The 16,693-nt window shown below is 71.8% G+C and carries 13 protein-coding genes; 9 read left to right on the top strand and 4 right to left on the bottom strand.

Features of this window, described 5'->3' with window-relative positions; all coding sequences use genetic code 11:
- Nucleotides 1–3 precede the first annotated feature (3 nt).
- Nucleotides 4–267: a WhiB family transcriptional regulator gene (locus ACFYQQ_RS38615; protein ID WP_030377564.1), complete on the bottom strand. Its 264-nt coding sequence runs from the start codon at nucleotides 265–267 to the stop codon at nucleotides 4–6.
- A 682-nt stretch (nucleotides 268–949) separates the two neighbouring features.
- Here ACFYQQ_RS38615 and ACFYQQ_RS38610 point away from each other — a divergent pair.
- From ACFYQQ_RS38610 to ACFYQQ_RS38595, 4 genes are all read left to right on the top strand, one after another.
- The gene (locus ACFYQQ_RS38610) at nucleotides 950–1,462 is read left to right on the top strand and encodes a cysteine dioxygenase family protein (protein WP_355787147.1); all 513 of its coding nucleotides are present in this window, start codon (nucleotides 950–952) and stop codon (nucleotides 1,460–1,462) included.
- A gap of 34 nt (nucleotides 1,463–1,496) precedes the next feature.
- On the top strand, nucleotides 1,497–2,456 hold the full coding sequence (cofD, locus tag ACFYQQ_RS38605; RefSeq protein WP_355787144.1) for a 2-phospho-L-lactate transferase: 960 nt from the start codon (nucleotides 1,497–1,499) through the stop codon (nucleotides 2,454–2,456).
- Entirely contained in the window at nucleotides 2,453–3,787 is a 1,335-nt protein-coding gene (locus tag ACFYQQ_RS38600) for a coenzyme F420-0:L-glutamate ligase (RefSeq protein WP_388907200.1), read from the top strand. The genes cofD and ACFYQQ_RS38600 overlap by 4 nt, the downstream gene beginning before the upstream one ends.
- A gap of 155 nt (nucleotides 3,788–3,942) precedes the next feature.
- The gene (locus ACFYQQ_RS38595; RefSeq protein WP_355786833.1) at nucleotides 3,943–4,944 is read left to right on the top strand and encodes a DNA-3-methyladenine glycosylase 2 family protein; all 1,002 of its coding nucleotides are present in this window, start codon (nucleotides 3,943–3,945) and stop codon (nucleotides 4,942–4,944) included.
- Nucleotides 4,945–4,948: 4 nt separating this feature from the next.
- On the opposite strand, the gene ACFYQQ_RS38590 is transcribed toward ACFYQQ_RS38595, so the two are convergent.
- Both ACFYQQ_RS38590 and ACFYQQ_RS38585 read right to left on the bottom strand, forming a co-directional pair.
- Nucleotides 4,949–6,031, bottom strand: a complete 1,083-nt coding sequence (locus ACFYQQ_RS38590; protein ID WP_355786830.1) for an NDP-sugar synthase — start codon at nucleotides 6,029–6,031, stop codon at nucleotides 4,949–4,951.
- A 118-nt stretch (nucleotides 6,032–6,149) separates the two neighbouring features.
- Nucleotides 6,150–7,508 (bottom strand): peptidoglycan recognition protein, encoded by a 1,359-nt coding sequence (locus ACFYQQ_RS38585; protein WP_355786827.1) that lies wholly within the window; start codon nucleotides 7,506–7,508, stop codon nucleotides 6,150–6,152.
- Between the two features lie 128 nt (nucleotides 7,509–7,636).
- On the opposite strand from ACFYQQ_RS38585, the gene ACFYQQ_RS38580 reads away from it, so the two are divergent.
- From ACFYQQ_RS38580 to ACFYQQ_RS38565, 4 genes are all read left to right on the top strand, one after another.
- Nucleotides 7,637–8,392 carry a TIGR03089 family protein gene (locus ACFYQQ_RS38580; protein ID WP_355786824.1) on the top strand — a complete coding sequence of 252 codons (756 nt, stop codon included), beginning with the start codon at nucleotides 7,637–7,639 and terminating at the stop codon, nucleotides 8,390–8,392.
- Nucleotides 8,393–8,806: 414 nt separating this feature from the next.
- On the top strand, nucleotides 8,807–10,168 hold the full coding sequence (locus tag ACFYQQ_RS38575) for an LCP family protein (protein WP_388907195.1): 1,362 nt from the start codon (nucleotides 8,807–8,809) through the stop codon (nucleotides 10,166–10,168).
- A 237-nt stretch (nucleotides 10,169–10,405) separates the two neighbouring features.
- On the top strand, nucleotides 10,406–12,148 hold the full coding sequence (locus tag ACFYQQ_RS38570) for an LCP family protein (protein WP_388907192.1): 1,743 nt from the start codon (nucleotides 10,406–10,408) through the stop codon (nucleotides 12,146–12,148).
- Nucleotides 12,149–12,253: 105 nt separating this feature from the next.
- Complete coding sequence (locus ACFYQQ_RS38565) at nucleotides 12,254–13,990, top strand: LCP family protein (RefSeq protein ID WP_388907189.1); 1,737 nt, start codon at nucleotides 12,254–12,256, stop codon at nucleotides 13,988–13,990.
- Nucleotides 13,991–14,053: 63 nt separating this feature from the next.
- Here the strand turns inward: ACFYQQ_RS38565 and ACFYQQ_RS38560 are convergent, their stop codons facing one another.
- Nucleotides 14,054–15,082, bottom strand: a complete 1,029-nt coding sequence (locus tag ACFYQQ_RS38560; protein ID WP_355786415.1) for a glycosyltransferase family 2 protein — start codon at nucleotides 15,080–15,082, stop codon at nucleotides 14,054–14,056.
- A gap of 236 nt (nucleotides 15,083–15,318) precedes the next feature.
- Here ACFYQQ_RS38560 and ACFYQQ_RS38555 point away from each other — a divergent pair, with 236 nt between their 5' ends.
- Nucleotides 15,319–16,680, top strand: a complete 1,362-nt coding sequence (locus tag ACFYQQ_RS38555) for an LCP family protein (protein ID WP_388907186.1) — start codon at nucleotides 15,319–15,321, stop codon at nucleotides 16,678–16,680.
- Nucleotides 16,681–16,693: the final 13 nt, after the last annotated feature.

Raw genomic sequence — 16,693 nt, 5'->3', positions numbered from 1 at the left:
CGGTCAGACCGCGGCCTTCTTCAGCCGCCGTCGCTCCCGTTCGGACAGGCCGCCCCAGATCCCGAATCTCTCATCGTTGGCCAGCGCGTACTCGAGGCATTCGGAGCGGACCTCACAGGCGAGGCAGACCTTCTTGGCCTCTCGGGTGGAGCCGCCCTTCTCGGGAAAGAAGGACTCGGGGTCGGTCTGGGCGCACAGCGCGCGCTCCTGCCAGCCGAGTTCCTCGTCCGCGTCGTCGACCAGCAGTTGCTCCACCAGCTCGGTCATGTGCGCCCCTCGTCCGTCTTCGCGTCCCCGTGATGCTGCCGTTACCGATTTCGGCTGAACGACACGAGTGAAATTACAAGTGTGCCGATCCGGGCCAGTCAAGCCGAGATCTGCTATTGGGCCCCTTATTCACTCTGCGGAACCAAGGCTATGCGGAAAGTGTTCAAATCGGCATAAACCCTGACACCGAGCGGGACCCGTACCGGACCTCGACCCCTGTGAAGGAGAGGACGTCCAGGAGTTCGATCTCGTTCCGGCACGAACACCGAAGCGAACATGATCACAGTTGGATCACGAGAACGCGGCGAGGTTTGTGCTCCCGGTTGTGCGCCATGTGTCCGGAGATCCGGGTGAACAAACCTTTCGCCTTTCGGTTGGACCGGATGAGGTGAAACATCTCCCACATGGCGGACACGAAGTTGACAGTCGAGGTGTGAGCCGATCTCCTAGTGGGCATGCTCGCGAACTTGGCACTCACCTCGACCCGGACCGCCGGGTCGCTCGGTGCTGCCCGCGCTCGCTGTAGCTGTTGCTGTCCCGGCTGTTGAGCCCACCGCGCTCCGGCCGCCTCGCCTCGTCGAGGTGACTGTCCGCCCCCACCCGGGCACCCCCGCCGTCCGCGATCCGGACGGAAACCGTCTGCGACACCCCAGCACTCTCCCGCCGAGGAACCACCGCACCCATGAACAGCGACAGCGACCTCCAGATCGCCGGCGACATCCTCGAAGTCCCGCACCTGCTCCAGCCGCCGCGCGAGCACCCCGTCACCGTGGCCGAGTTCGCCGGACTCGCCCGGACCATCGCCGGCGACCGCTCCCAGTGGGAGCACCTCGTCCGCTACGACGCCACCACCCGCTGGTACCACCGGCTGCGCACCGGCCCCGGGTACGAGGTGTGGCTCCTGTCCTGGGTGCCGGGCCAGGGCAGCGGACTGCACGACCACGGCCGCTCCTCCGGCGTACTCACGGTCCTGGAGGGCGCCCTCACCGAGCGCACCGAGCGCGGCACGCGCGCGTTGGGCGCGGGCGCGCAGCGGGTCTTCGCCCCCGGCTACGTCCACGAGGTGGTCAACGACACGCTGGAGCCGGCCATAAGCCTGCACATCTACTACCCGGGGCTCACCGAGATGCCGATGCACGGCGTCCAGTGCGCCGCGGGCGCCGCGCACGACGCGGAGGATGTGGTGACCGCCTGACGGATTGTCGGCCGCGCCTGCCAGACTGAACCCCATGCGCATTGTGGTTCTGGCAGGCGGCATCGGTGGTGCCCGGTTCCTGCGCGGTCTGAAGCGGGCCGCCCCGGACGCGGACATCACGGTCATCGGCAACACCGGGGACGACATCCACCTCTTCGGGCTGAAGGTCTGCCCGGACCTCGACACGGTGATGTACACGCTCGGCGGCGGCATCAACGAGGAGCAGGGCTGGGGGCGTGCCGACGAGACCTTCCACCTCAAGGAGGAGCTCGCCGCGTACGGGGTCGGTCCCGAGTGGTTCGGGCTCGGCGACCGCGACTTCGCGACGCACATCGTGCGGACCCAGATGATGGGCGCGGGCTACTCGCTCAGCGCCGTCACCGAGGCTCTGTGCGACCGCTGGCAGCCGGGCGTGCGCCTGATCCCCATGTCCGACGACCGCGTGGAGACCCACGTCGCCGTCGAGGTCGACGGCGAGCGCAAGGCCATCCACTTCCAGGAGTACTGGGTGCGGCTGCGGGCCTCCGTGGAGGCGCAGGCCGTGGTGCCGGTCGGCGCGGAGCAGGCGAAGCCCGCGCCCGGGGTGCTGGAGGCCATCGCCGAGGCCGACGTGGTGCTCTTCCCGCCGTCCAACCCCGTGGTGTCCATCGGCACGATCCTCGCCGTGCCCGGCATCCGCGAGGCGATCGCCGACGCGGGCGTGCCCGTGGTCGGCCTCTCCCCCATCGTCGGGGACGCGCCCGTGCGGGGCATGGCCGACAAGGTGCTCGCCGCGGTGGGCGTCGAGTCGACGGCCGCGGCGGTCGCCGAGCACTACGGGTCGGGCCTGCTCGACGGCTGGCTCGTCGACACGGTGGACGCCTCGGCCGTGGAGCGGGTGGAGTCGGCGGGCATCCGCTGCCGGGCCGTACCGCTGCTGATGTCCGACCTGGAGGCCACCGAGCAGATGGCCCGCGAGGCGCTGACGCTGGCGGAGGAGGTGCGGGGCGCTTGAGCGGCCTGTCCACGGGCGGTACGGCGGGCGGCACGGCTCCCGGTTACCGGGTGTGGGCCGTGCCCGGGCTCCCGGAGATCCAGCGGGGCGACGACCTCGCCAAGCTCATCGCGGCGGCCGAGCCCTCGCTCGCCGACGGTGACGTGCTCCTCGTCACCTCGAAGATCGTCTCCAAGGCCGAGGGCAGGACGGTCGAGGCGGCCGACCGCGAGGCCGCCATCGACGCCGAGACGGTCCGCGTCGTGGCGCGCCGCGGCGCCCTGCGCATCGTCGAGAACCGGCAGGGGCTCGTGATGGCCGCCGCCGGGGTCGACGCCTCGAACACACCGTCCGGCACCGTGCTGCTGCTGCCCGAGGACGCCGACGCCTCCGCGCGCGCCCTGCGCGACGGACTGCGGGACGCCCTCGGGGTCGACGTCGGCGTCGTCGTCACCGACACCTTCGGGCGGCCCTGGCGCACCGGGCTCACCGACGTCGCCATCGGAGCCGCGGGCGTCCGGGTGCTGGACGACCTGCGCGGGGGCACGGACGCGTACGGCAACCCGCTGAGCGCGACCGTCGTCGCCACCGCCGACGAACTGGCCGCGGCCGGTGACCTGGTCAAGGGCAAGGCCGCCGGGCTGCCCGTCGCCGTGGTGCGCGGGCTGGCGCACGTGGTGGCGGAGGACGACGGCGGGGGGACCCGGTCCCTGGTGCGCGGCGCCCGCGACGACATGTTCCGGCTCGGCACCTCGGAGGCCGTACGGGAGGCGGTGACGCAGCGGCGGACCGTGCGGGCCTTCACCGACGAACCCGTGGACCCCGGTGCCGTCCGGCGCGCGGTGGCCGCGGCGGTGACCGCGCCCGCGCCGCACCACACCACCCCCTGGCGGTTCGTGCTGCTGGAGTCCGAGGAGTCCCGCACGCGCCTGCTGGACGCCATGCGGGACGCGTGGATCGCGGACCTGCGGCGGGACGGCAAGTCGGAGGAGTCCGTCGCCAAGCGGGTGCGGCGCGGCGACGTGCTGCGCCGGGCCCCGTACCTGGTCGTGCCGTGCCTGGTCATGGACGGCTCCCACTCCTACGGCGATCCGCGGCGGGACGGCGCCGAGCGCGAGATGTTCGTCGTCGCGGCCGGGGCGGGCGTGCAGAACTTCCTCGTCGCGCTCGCCGGGGAGCGGCTGGGCTCCGCGTGGGTGTCCTCGACCATGTTCTGCCGCGATGTCGTCCGGGAGGTGCTGGAGCTGCCCGAGGGCTGGGACCCGATGGGCGCCGTGGCCGTCGGGCACCCGGCCGAGGAGCCGAAGCCGCGCCCCGCGCGGGACGCCGCCGCGTTCGTCGAGGTCCGCTGAGCCGGGCGCGGCAGGGGCGGCCCGGGGTGCGCCGGGCGGACGGGCCTGCGCGCGCCGCGAGCGCCCTACGGGGCGGGCCGGGCGGAGTCGTCCCGTCCGGGTCCGCGGAGCGCCTACCCTCGTAGGGCACACCGAGCACCCCTAGGACCTCACCCGTGGCCGGACGTTTCACCCCCGGACCGACGCGCACCACCGTGCGCGGCGGCCATGTCGCCGTGCCCGGCGGTGTGCCGCACCCCGCGGCCGCGCCCGGCCGCCGCCGGACCTGGACACCGCCGGAACCGATCGACCTCGGGCTGGTGCTCGGCCCGCTGCGCCGGGGACCCGGCGACCCGACCTTCCGTACGACACCCGACGGCTCCGTGTGGCGGGCCACCCTGACGCCCGCCGGCCCCGGGACCCTGCGCGTGGCGCTGCGGGCCGGGGTCGCCGAGGCGGAGGCATGGGGACCGGGAGCCGAGTGGCTGCTGGAGCAGCTCCCCGAGCTGCTCGGCGCGGCGGACGACCCGGCCGCCTTCCAACCGCGCCACCGGCTGGTCGCGCTGGCCCGGCACCGCCGCCCCGGACTGCGGCTGACCCGCACCGGCCTGGTGCTGGAGTCGCTGATCCCGTCGATCCTGGAGCAGAAGGTCACCACGGACGAGGCGTACCGGGCGTGGCGGCTGCTCGTCCGGAGGTTCGGCGAGCCGGCGCCGGGCCCCGCGGCCGGGCGGATGCACGTCATGCCGGCGCCGCGCACCTGGGCGCTGATCCCCTCCTGGGAGTGGCACCGGGCCGGCGTCGACGACAAGCGGGCGTCGACGATCCTGCGCGCGGTGCGGGTGGCGCGGCGGCTGGAGGAGGCCGTGGGCTTCGACCCGGTGAAGGCGCAGGCCAGGCTGGAGCTGATCCCCGGGATCGGGCCGTGGACCTCCGCGGAGGTGGTGCAGCGCAGCCACGGTGCGGCGGACTCGGTGACGGTCGGGGACCTGCACCTGCCCCGGATCGTGGGGTACGCGCTGGCCGGCGACCGGGACGCGGACGACGAGGTCATGCTGTCGCTGCTGGAGCCGTACGCGGGCCAGCGGCACCGTGCGGCCCGGTTCATCCTGCTGTCGGGCCGCACGCCGCCGCGAAGGGTGCCGAAGATGCCCGTGTGGGACATCGGCCGGCTGTAGGCGGCTACTGGTCCGAGGAGAAGCGGACCGCGCCCGCCGGGATGCGGGCGTCGCACCACACCCGGACGCCCTCGCGCAGTTCGTTGTCGGCGCCGATCGTCGCGCCGTCGCCGACGACCGTGCCGGTCAGGACGGAGCGCGTGCCGATGCGGGACCGCGCGCCGATCAGGGAGTCCGTGATGACCGCCCCCGGCTCGACCACTGCGCCCTCCAGGACCGTGCTGCCGGTGATGCGGGCGCCCTCACCGACGAACGCGCCCTCGCCGACCACCGTGCCGCCGGTCAGCTTGGCGTCCTCGGCGACGGACGCGGTGGGCAGGACCAGGCGGTCGCCGCAGCGGCCGGGCACCGCCGGGGAGGGGGCGCGGCCGAGGACGAGGTCCGCGGAGCCGCGCACGAACGCCTGCGGAGTACCCAGGTCCAGCCAGTAGGTCGAGTCCACCATGCCCTGGAGGTGGGCGCCGGTGGCCAGCAGCTCCGGGAAGGTCTCGCGCTCGACCGAGACCGGGCGGCCCGCCGGGATGGTGTCGATGACCGAGCGGCGGAAGACGTACGCCCCCGCGTTGATCTGGTCGGTGACGATCTCCTCGGGGGTCTGCGGCTTCTCCAGGAAGGCCGTCACCCGGCCGGTCGCGTCCGTGGGCACCAGGCCGTACGCCCGCGGGTCCTCCACCCGGGTCAGGTGCAGGGAGACGTCCGCGCCCGAGGTCTCGTGGGTGCGGACCAGGGCCGGGATGTCCAGGCCGGTGAGGATGTCGCCGTTGAAGATCAGGACCGGGTCGTCGGGGCCGGAGTGCAGGCGCGAGGCCACGTTGCGGATGGCTCCGCCGGTGCCGAGGGGCTCCTCCTCGGTGACGTACTCGAGGTGGAGGCCGAGCGCCGAGCCGTCGCCGAAGCAGGGCTCGAAGACCTCGGCCAGGTACGAGGTCGCCAGGACGACGTGCTCCACGCCCGCCGCCCTCGCCCGCGCCAGCTGGTGCGTCAGGAAGGGGACCCCGGCCGCCGGGACCATCGGCTTGGGGGTGTGCACCGTGAGCGGACGCAGCCGGGTGCCTCTGCCGCCGACCAGGAGGATCGCTTCTGTCACCTGTCGTCTCTGCTTCCTGCCGGGACCGGCCGAACTGTCTTTCGGCCGGCCAGTGTATGCAGACCGTCCGACGGCCCGTCCGACGGCCGCCGCCCTCGCCTTACGGGGTCTCCGCCCCTCATCGGCCCTGGTAGCGGGCCGCCGTGGAGCGGGCCGTGCCGAGCTTGGTGTAGAGACGGCGTCCCGGACATTCGGTGGCGAACCCGTCGCGATGGCCGGAGATCACGTTCAGTCGTACGTTCTTACCTTTTCGGTAGAGATTGCCACCGCCGGACTTCAGGTATGTCTTGCCGCGCGGATTGGCCCCGAACAGGCCCAGCTTCCAGGCCGTGAGCTTCGCGACGGCCTTCACCGCGGCGCCGGAGGGCTTCGCGGAGCCGAAGCTGCCGAGGACGGCGATCCCCATGCTGTTGCTGTTGAACCCGAGCGTGTGCGCGCCCATGACGGGCTTCGCCACGCCCCCGGCGCGGCCTTCGTAGATGTTTCCGCACTTGTCGACGAGGAAGTTGTAGCCGATGTCGCGCCAGCCACTGCTCCTGACGTGGTAGCGGTAGATGCTGCGGATGACCGAAGGGGCCTGTGAGCAGCTGTAGTTGTTGCCCGAGGCGGTGTGGTGCACGAAGGCCGCCTTGACCTTCTTCGTGTACACGAAGCCCCGCTCGCGCAGGTTCTCGTCGGCACCCCAGCCGCGGCGCGTGACGATGCGCGGGCGCGGGCCGATGTACGGCTGTACGCGCCGCTCGTCCCGCCCGTCGCCCAGGGCGCTCCGCTCACCGGTCCGTACGGCCCGGACCTCTCCGCGTCCGAGCTGCCCGTGGCCGACCTGCCCGGCCAGGAACTCGGCGACGGTCTGCCGCCTGGACAGCTCCGGGAACTGGGTGGCGGAGGCGCGGGGCGCGTCCACCGGTGCGCGCGTCGGGGGTGCCGCGCCGGGGTCGACCAGTTCGAGGTGCAGTCCCCGGGGGAACGGCGACTCGTCGGAGCCGGGGCTGCGGTCGTCGGCCTCGGCCTGCACCCGCACCTCGACGCCGTTCGAGTTGCCCACCCACAGTGGCGCCGTGGCCCCGCGCACCCGTCCCGAGGCGCGCTCCGCGGTGTCGGGGTCCGCCGCGTGCTCGTGGTTGTGCGTCTCGACGTCCTGCCAGCCGGACCAGCGGCCGCTGCCGGCGGCCCGGGTGCGGACCTGGACCCGGCCGAACAGCTCGGTGTCCGGGTCGTCCCAGATGACACCGACCAGCGAGAACGGCCGTACGTCCCGTCGCAGCAGCCCCTGTTGGGGCACGGCGGCCCCGGCCGCGCGGTCGGCGGGGAGCGGGGCGAGGGGGAGGGACTGGGTGCTGCCGGGCAGGGCCGCCCCCGCCGGGACGGCGGCCGGGGCCGCCGGTGGAGCGGACGAGGCCGAGGCGGGCAGGGCCCCCGGAAGGGCCAGGGCGGCCGCGCACGTGACACCGATCGAGGAAGCAAGAAATCCACGCATGCGAATGATCGTGGACATAGCCATACATATCTGTCCATCGGGGAATTGACGGGCCGTCGGGCCCACTCGTCCGATCCGGCGACCCGTCGGCCGCGACCCGCCCGCCTCCCCCGCGTACCCTGGCCCGCGTGACCGCCACCGACCGCACCCCTGCCGACCTGCTGCGATCCGCGCTCGCCGCGGACCCCGCGCGACCCCTGGTGACCTTCTACGACGACGCCACGGGTGAACGCGTCGAACTCTCCGTCGCCACCTTCGCCAATTGGGTGGCCAAGACCGCCAATCTGCTCCAGGGCGAGCTGTCCGCCGAGCCCGGCGAGCGGGTCGCGCTGCTGCTGCCCGCGCACTGGCAGACGGCGGTGTGGCTGCTCGCCTGCTCCTCGGTCGGCGTGATCGCGGACGTCGGCGGTGACGCGGGCGCGGCGGATCACGTCGTCGCCGGGCCGGGCCGGTTCGAGGAGGGGCTCGCCTGCTCCGGGGAGCGCGTCGCCCTCTCGCTCGCCCCGCTGGGCCGCCGCTTCCCGACCCCGCCGGCCGGGTACGCCGACTACGCCGTCGAGGTGCCGAGCCAGGGTGACCGGTTCCAGCCGTACGCCCCGGTGGACCCGGAGGAGGCCGCGCTGATCGTCGCGGGGGCCGAGTACACCGGGGCGGAGGTCGTCGAGCGGGCGCTCGGGGACGCTCCTGGGCTCGATCTCACGGGGCCGGGGTCCCGGATGCTGTCGGCGTTGCCGTACGACACCTGGGAGGGGCTGAGTGCCGGGTTGTACGCCCCCCTCGCGACCGGGGGGTCCGTGGTGCTGTGCCGGAATCTCGACCGGCTGGGGGCGGATGCGTTGGTGCGGCGGATCGAGAGTGAGCACGTGACGGCTACCGCGCGGTAGCCCTCCGGGCGGGGGCGAGGGGGTGGGTGGCCCTTGCCGGCGCCGGGTTGCTCGCGTTGTTCCTCGCGCCCCTGAGCGCCGCGGGGGCTTGGCTGGTCCGGCTGGCTTTCGCCGCGTTGTGGTTGCTCGCGCCGTTCCCCGCGCCCCTGAGCGCCGTGGGGGCTTGGCCGTTCGGCTTGCTCCCGGTCTCGTTGTGGTTGCTCGCGCCGTTCCCCGCGCCCCTCAGCCGCCGCGGGGGCTTGGCGGTCCGGCTGGCCTTCGCCGCGTTGTGGTTGCTCGCGCCGTTCCCCGCGCCCCTGCGGGGGCGTGGTCGCTCGTTCGGCTTAGTGTCCGTGGGCTTTTGGGGGTTGCCCGGGCCATGGTCGTAGGAGCACGGGACGCTCGTACGCCAGGCCAGGAGGGGTGGATCCAGACGTGACCGACACCGCGGGCCCGCCCTCCGGACGTCCGGGCGACGACGTGCCGGCGCCCGCGGTCGTGCTGGGGCCGGGTGCGGGGGCGTCGCCCACCGGGGCGGGAATCGCGCGTCGCCGCACGCGGTGGCTGCGCTACACCGCGATCGGTGTCGCCGTCGTGCTGGCGTGCGCGGCGGGGGCGGGCTGGGCCGTGTACGAGAAGCTGGACTCGAACATCACCGCGGACAACGACGCGGCCGCCGAACTCGCCCGGTACGAGAAGGAGCGGCCCACCTCGCTCGTGCGCGACGCGCAGAACATCCTGCTGATCGGATCGGACTCGCGCTCCGGCGACGGCAACCGCAAGTACGGGCGGGACTCGGGCACCGAGCGGTCCGACACGACGATCCTGCTGCACCTGGCGGCCGACCGGCACAACGCGACGGCCGTCTCGCTGCCCCGCGACCTGATGGTGGACGTGCCCGGCTGCCGCCGCCCGGACGGCAGCCGCACGGAACCGGTCTTCGCGATGTTCAACTACGCCTTCCAGACCGGCGGTTCGGCGTGCACGGTCCGCACAGTCGAGAAGCTGACCAACGTGCGGGTCGACCATCACGTGGTCGTCGACTTCAGCGGCTTCAAGGAGATGGTCGACGCGGTCGACGGCGTCCGGGTGTGTCTGAAGGAGCCGATCGACGACAAGGCCGCCAAGCTGCGGCTGCCCGCGGGCCGGGTGACGCTCAACGGCGAGCAGGCACTCGGCTACGTCCGCGCCCGCAAGAGCATCGGCGACGGCAGCGACACCGACCGGATGGACCGCCAGCAGCGCTTCCTCGGCGCGCTCGTCAACAAGGTGCAGAGCAACGACGTGCTGCTCAACCCGACGAAGCTGTACCCGCTGCTCGACGCGGCGACCTCGTCCCTGACCACGGACCCCGCCCTGGCGAGCCTGCGCGGGCTGTACCAGCTGGTGCGGGGCATGCGCGACATCCCCACCGAGCGGGTGCGGTTCCTGACGGTGCCCCGGACGTCGTACGCCTACAACGCCAACCGGGACCAGCTGGTCGAGCCCGCCGCGGACCGGCTCTTCGCGCGGCTGCGGTCGGACGCCCCGGTGGAGGTCTCGGAAGAACTTCCGGAGGACTCCGCCGCGGCCGGCCGCGGATCCGACCCGCGGCCCGAGGAGAACTCGTACGAGGGGGGTGACGAAGAGTCGTACGACTCCTCGCCCGATTCCGACGACAGACCCCCGCGCGACTACGCAGAGAAATCACGCGATGACGGCAAGTCCGGTGCAATGCGCCCCGACAGCCCAGCTGGGAGCCCCGAACCGGCACCCACTTTCCGCGGCCACACGGCGGCCGACGACGGCTGTGAGTAAAGCACTCGCCAAGCCGGGGAACGTCAGTCCCAAGAAATAGGACGGATTGCCCAGTTGTAGGGAAGTGGAATTTGTCACCGCCGTCGCTCCACGCTGAACTGGGCGGATAGTGTGAGCGATCCGGTGCACCCGGCCGCGAGGTCTTCCCTCAGGGTCGCGCACTGCTTGACCGAGACCCGAGCGCCTTCTTGAGGGGGGTAAGGCGCCGCGTGGCCCCGACGGAGGATTCAGACAACCGTGGACGCGCAAGGCCGTGGGCGGGCGGACGACATCGACCCCGCAGACCAGTGGGTACTCAACCCGGACACCGGCGAATACGAACTGCGACTGAGTCCTTCCGCAGCGCAACCGGCAGTCCCTCGACCTCGCAGGACCGCCACCGGTGGCGGGACCCGCACGCGCAGCGCGCCGGACCGGGAGACGAGCGACACCCTCGCCCCCGACACGCTGCCCGGACCGCGCCGCCGCCGTGGCGCGCCCGCCGAGCCGCCGCCGCCCCCGGGCCGGCGCCGCTCGCGGTCGGCGAAGAAGCCCAAGCAGTCGAAAGCGAAGAAGATACTGCTGTGGACCGGTGGTTCCATGGCCTTCGTCCTCGTCGGTGTCAGTGCCGCGGGTTACCTGTACCTCAAACACCTCGAGGGAAACGTCAACACGACGGATGTCGGCAACGCGGGCAGCGAGGGCTTCAGCAAGGACGAGGCCTTCGACATCCTGATCATCGGCACCGACAAGCGCACCGGTAAGGGCAACGGCGGCTACGGCGACAAGAACAGCGTCGGCCACGCGGACACCAACATCCTGCTGCACGTCGCCAAGGACCGCTCGAACGCGACGGCCGTGAGCATCCCGCGCGACCTGATCACCGACATCCCGGACTGCCCGACGATCCAGCCCGACGGCTCCGAGAAGGTCATCGGGGGCACACAGGGCGTTCGCTTCAACACGAGCCTGGGACAGGGCGATCGGGACCCGGGCTGCACCATGCGCACGGTCAAGGCCCTCACCGGCATCAAGCCCGACCACTTCATGATGGCCGACTTCAACGCGGTCAAGACGCTGACCTCCGCGGTCGGCGGCGTCGAGGTCTGCGTGGCCCACCCGGTGGACGACAAGGAGTCGCACCTCAAGCTGCCCAAGGGCAAGTCGACGGTCGCGGGCGAGCAGGCGCTGGCCTTCGTGCGAACCCGGCACAGCTTCGGCAACCAGGGCGACCTCGACCGCATCAAGGTGCAGCAGCAGTTCCTCGGTTCGCTGATGCGCAAGATGTCCTCCAGCGACACCCTGACCAACCCCAAGAAGCTCTACAAGCTGGCGGAGGCCGCCACCAAGGCGCTGACCGTCGACACCGGCATCGGCAAGGTCAGCACGCTCAAGGACGTGGCGATGGAGCTGAAGAAGGTGCCGCCGAAGAACATCACCTTCACCACGCTGCCGGTGCTCGACAACCCCGCCGAGAGGGTCAAGGCGACGGTCGTCGTCAACGAGTCCAAGGCGAAGCCGCTCTTCGAGGCCATCAAGAACGACGTGTCGCTCACCGACGTGAAGCAGAAGGAGAAGAAGGAGAAGGCCGCCGTGGCCGCCCGCCTCAAGGGTCCCCGCTCCGACGCCTCCGAGATCCGGGTCGACATCTACAACGGCGGTGCCAAGGCCGGTTCCGCACAGGAAACCCTCAGCTGGCTGCAGAATGATGAGGGTGTACTGAAGTCCAGCCAGCTCGGAAACGCCGACGAAACGCTGAGCAAGACCACCCTGGAGTACGCTCCCGACCAGGCGGATCAGGCGCGCAAGCTGGCCGACCTCATGGGTCTGCCGGCTTCCGGGATGAAGCCCGGCAAGAGCGAGAAGAACGCCCAGGGGCTGCCCGCGATCGTGCTGACCCTCGGTGAGGACTTCAAGGGCGCCGGTGTGCCGCTGACGAGCTCGTCGGTGGACCTGGACGTCGACAAGTCCACGGCGGACAAGCAAGTGTGCGCCAGTTGATGACCTGACGGGTCCGTCACGCGTCCAACCTTCGGGGGCGCTCGTGCGTCCAACCGGACGCGGGACGGACCCGTTCGTCAGGTTCAGGGTGGGGAGGCAGGGGAGATGGCGCAGAGCGGTGTGCGTGGGGAGGGGGCACGGTCACGTGTCCGGCACGCGGGAGAACTGGGCTGGGACGACAGTCTGTACGACGAGAACGGCGATCCGGTTCAACCGGTCGGGGAGACCGGCAAAGAAGCCCGGGGCGCCTCCGGTTCCGCGGCATCGCGCGAGGACGACGACGCCCCTACCCCCGAGACGCAGGGGCGCGGCGGCCGGCACGGCGGCGGGGATAAGCGGCCGGGCGGCGAGGGCCGCAGGCCGCGTCGCAGACGCCGGGCCCTGCGCTGGTCGGCGACGGTCCTGTCGGTCCTGATACTCGGCACCGCGGGTGCCGGTTATCTCTACTACCAGCACCTGAACGACAACATCCAGAAGGACGACCTGAACATCGGCGACGCGAAGGACAGGGCCGCCGCGCCCAAGCCGAACGCCGCCGGGCAGACCCCGCTGAACATCCTGCTGATCGGTTCGGACGCGCGGGACACCAAGGAGAACCAGAAACTCGGCGGCGCCAAGGAGACGTTCGGCGGCGTCCCGCTCGCGGACGTCCAGATGCTGCTGCACCTCTCGGCGGACCGGACCAACATGTCGGTGGTCAGCATGCCGCGCGACACCCTGGTGCAGATACCCAAGTGCACGGACCCCGACGACCAGCACGTGTACCAGGCGACCGTCGGGCGGACGATGACCAACCAGTCGCTCGGGCGCGGAGGTCCGGGCTGCACGGTGGCCACCTGGGAGAAGCTGACGAAGATCCACATCGACCACTTCATGAAGATCGACTTCGCGGGTGTGGTGGCGATGGCGGACGCGATCGGCGGCGTCCCGGTCTGCGTGGACGCCAACATCCACTCCAAGGACAGCCAGGGCCACGGCTCCGGGCTGAAGCTGGAGAAGGGCACCACCTCGATCAAGGGCAAGCAGGCCCTGCAGTGGCTGCGCACCCGGTACGGCTTCGAGGACGGCAGCGACCTGGCCCGCGCCAGGGCGCAGCACCAGTACATGAACTCGATGGTCCGCGAGCTGCGCGAGAACGCCACCATCAGCAACCCCAACAAGCTGCGCAAGCTCGCCGAGACGGCGACGAAGGCCCTGACCGTCGACGACGGCCTCGGCAGCGTGAAGAAGCTCTACGACCTCGGCAACGAGCTGAAGAAGGTCTCGCCGGAGCGCATCACGATGACGACGATGCCCAACCGGTACGTCGGCGCGCGGGTCGAGCCCACCGACGACGCGACGAAGCTGTTCCGCCTGGTGCGCGAGGACATCGCGCTCGACGGCAAGAACAAGAAGTCCGCGGACAGGACGTCCTCGGACCCGGCCTCCGAGGACGACCGGATCGGCGTGACGGTGCAGAACGGCACCCGCACCTCGGCTCTGGCTCCGGTCCCCGGACGCGCCAGCGCCGTGAGCCAACTGCTCGTCGGCAAGGGCTTCCTGCGTACGACGGCGGACACCACCACGGCGAGCGCCGAGGACGAGACGGTGATCCGCTACCCGAGCGCCGACCTGGAGGGCGACGCCCAGCGGGTCGCCAAGGCCCTGAAGATCCCGCTCAGCGCGGTCGAGGAGTCCTCGGAGGTCTCGGGTGTCACGCTCGTGGTCGGCGCGGACTGGCGCGAGGGCACGGCGTACAAGGCCAAGGCGAGGGACGACAAGACCCCGAAGACGGCGGACGCCCTGAACGGCGCGGACGCCGGGGCCTGTATGCACGTGAACCCGAACTTCACCTGGTCCTGAAACGGGTCGGGCCCTTCCCCGGAGGTGACGCCGGGGAAGGGCCCGATCGGTGGACGAGGGGCGTCAGTTGGGGCCCAGCACCGCCGGACGGCGCGAGGCGATGACCTTCCGCGCCAGCGCCTTCGGGCTGGTGAGGAAGCCCCAGCCCCAGGACATGTGCATCGTCGCGAGGGCGACCGGGATCTGCAGGCGCGCCTTCAGCGGCAGGCCCTTGCCCGCGGGCAACGAGCCGAGCGCGATCGCCGCGAGATAGCCGCCGGGGACCAGCAACCCCCACGGTGTCACCGCGAGGCCGACCACCACTCCCGCGGCGATCGCGCACACCGCGGTCGGCGGCGCGAGGTAGCGCAGGTTGATGGAGCCCTCGTGGTAGCGGGCGACGACATGGCGCCAGCGCCCGTAGTCCTTGTACTGCTTGGCGAGGGCCCGCACGGAGGGCCGCGGGCGGTACGACACCCTGAGCTCGGGCGAGAACCAGATGAGGCCGCCCGCCTCGCGGATCCGGAAGTTCAGCTCCCAGTCCTGGGCCCGTATGAACTCCTCGTTGTACCCGCCCTGGCGCTCCAGGGCCTCGCGCCGGAAGACGCCGAGGTAGACCGTCTCGGCGGAGCCGGCCTCACCGCCGGTGTGGAACGCCGCGTTGCCCACGCCGATCTTCGACGTCATCGCGGCGGCGACGGCGTGCTCCCAGTCGTTCTCCCCCTCGGCGTGCATGATCCCGCCGACGTTCTGCGCGCCCGTCTCCGCCAGCAGGCGGACCGCGGTCGCGATGTAGTTCGGCGACAGGATGCCGTGCCCGTCGACGCGCACGACGACGGGGTGCCTGGACGCCTTGATCGCGGCGTTCAGCGCGGCTGGGGTGCGCCCTGTCGGGTTCGGCACCGTGTGGACGCGCGGGTCTTCGCGTACGAGCTCGGCGGCGATCTCGTCCGTGCGGTCCGATGACGGACCGAGGGCGATGACCACCTCCATCTCGCCGTCGTACTCCTGCGCCAGGATCGCTTGGACAGCCCCGCGCAGATGCCGCTCCTCGTTGAGGACGGGCATGATCACAGAAACGGCGGGGGGCCGCACGTCAGACTTCTCGCTCATCGGACGTCACGTTACCGCGAACGGGGGACACCGGTGCGCGCCGCAGGGGTCGGGACCCGGGCCGCAGATCGTATCGGCCTACGGTGCTCACGGATTCCCACGCCCGGCCCTCGCGGAGGCCCCCCTTGCCCACGCAGCCCACGCCGCCCCGTCCGCCCGCCGCACCCGGGCCCCGGCCGCCCGAGCCGTCCCGCTCCCGGCGGCCCCCCACGGCACGCAAGAAGCCCTGCTGGGCCATGCGGACGGTGACCACGCTCTCCGTGGTCGTCCTCGCGTCCGCCGGCATCGGGCACGCGGTGGTCACCAACCTCGACGCGGACATCGCCCGGGTCGACCCCTTCAAGGACATGAAGAACCGTCCGGAGGGCGGCAACGGCATGAACGTGCTGCTCGTCGGCACCGACGGCCGGGACCGGATCACCCCGGAGGAGAAGGAGAAGTACCGGCTGGGCGGCGCGCCCTGCCACTGCACGGACACGATCATGATCGTGCACATCTCGGAGGACCGGGAGCGGGCCAGCATCGTCAGCCTGCCGCGCGACTCCTACGCCGAGACGCCCGCGCACACCGACCAGATCACCGGCAAACGGCACGAGCCGCATCCGGTCAAGCTGAACGCCGCCTACGCCGAGGGCGGCCCGCAGCTGACCGTGCGCACGGTCGAGAACATGACCCACGTCAAGATCGACCACTATCTGGAGGTCGACTTCACCAGCTTCATGAAGACGGTGGACGTGCTCGGCGGGGTGGAGATCTGCACCGTGCAGCCGCTCAAGGACTCCTACACCGGGCTCGACCTGCCGGCCGGCTCGCACGCCCTGAGCGGCGGCCAGGCACTTCAGTACGTCCGCTCCCGGCATGTCGACAGCGCCTCCGACCTCGGCCGGATGCAGCGCCAGCAGCGCTTCCTCGCGGCGATGATCGAGAAGGCCACCTCGTCCGGGGTGCTGCTGAACCCGATGAAGTTCCGCGACATCACGCACGCCGTGCTCGGCTCGGTGCGCGCGGACAAGGCGTTCGGCACGGACGAGCTGCTGGACCTCGGGCGGGCGATGCGGAACTTCTCGCCCTCCTCCTCGGAGTTCACCACCGTGCCGATCGGTGAGATGGCCTACGCCGTGAAGGGCATCGGCTCCACGCTGAAGTGGGACCGGGCCAAGGCGGCGAAGCTCTTCAGGGCGCTGCGCGAGGACGAGCCGCTGGCCCGGCACAAGGCCCGCGGCAAGGCGCTGCGGGTCGACGTGGCCCCGCAGCAGATCCGGGTGCAGGTGGAGAACGGGACGCCGACGGAGGGCCTCGGCAGGCGCGTCGACAGCGCGCTCGCCCGGACCGGCTTCCTCACCACCCGGCTGCCGTCGAACGCGGCCGACCGGACCGTCCGGCGCACCGTCGTCGCCTACGACCCGCGCTGGGACCGCTCGGCGAGGTCCCTGGCCGCCGCCCTGCCCGGCTCCGAGCTGCGGGCGGTCAAGGGGCAGGGGCCGACCCTGAAGGTGATCACGGGGGCGGACTACAAGGGCGTGCAGCGGGTCAAGGCCGCGGATCCCTACCAGGGCGAGTTCGGCGTGGTGACCGGCGACCAGGTGGTGTGCCCGTAGCCGGGGAGCCCGG

Source organism: Streptomyces sp. NPDC005496 (genome assembly GCF_042872045.1).
Lineage (GTDB): Bacteria > Actinomycetota > Actinomycetes > Streptomycetales > Streptomycetaceae > Streptomyces.
The sequence above is the reverse complement of the archived record's forward strand: the minus strand, read 5'-3'. Positions and strand labels throughout refer to the sequence as shown.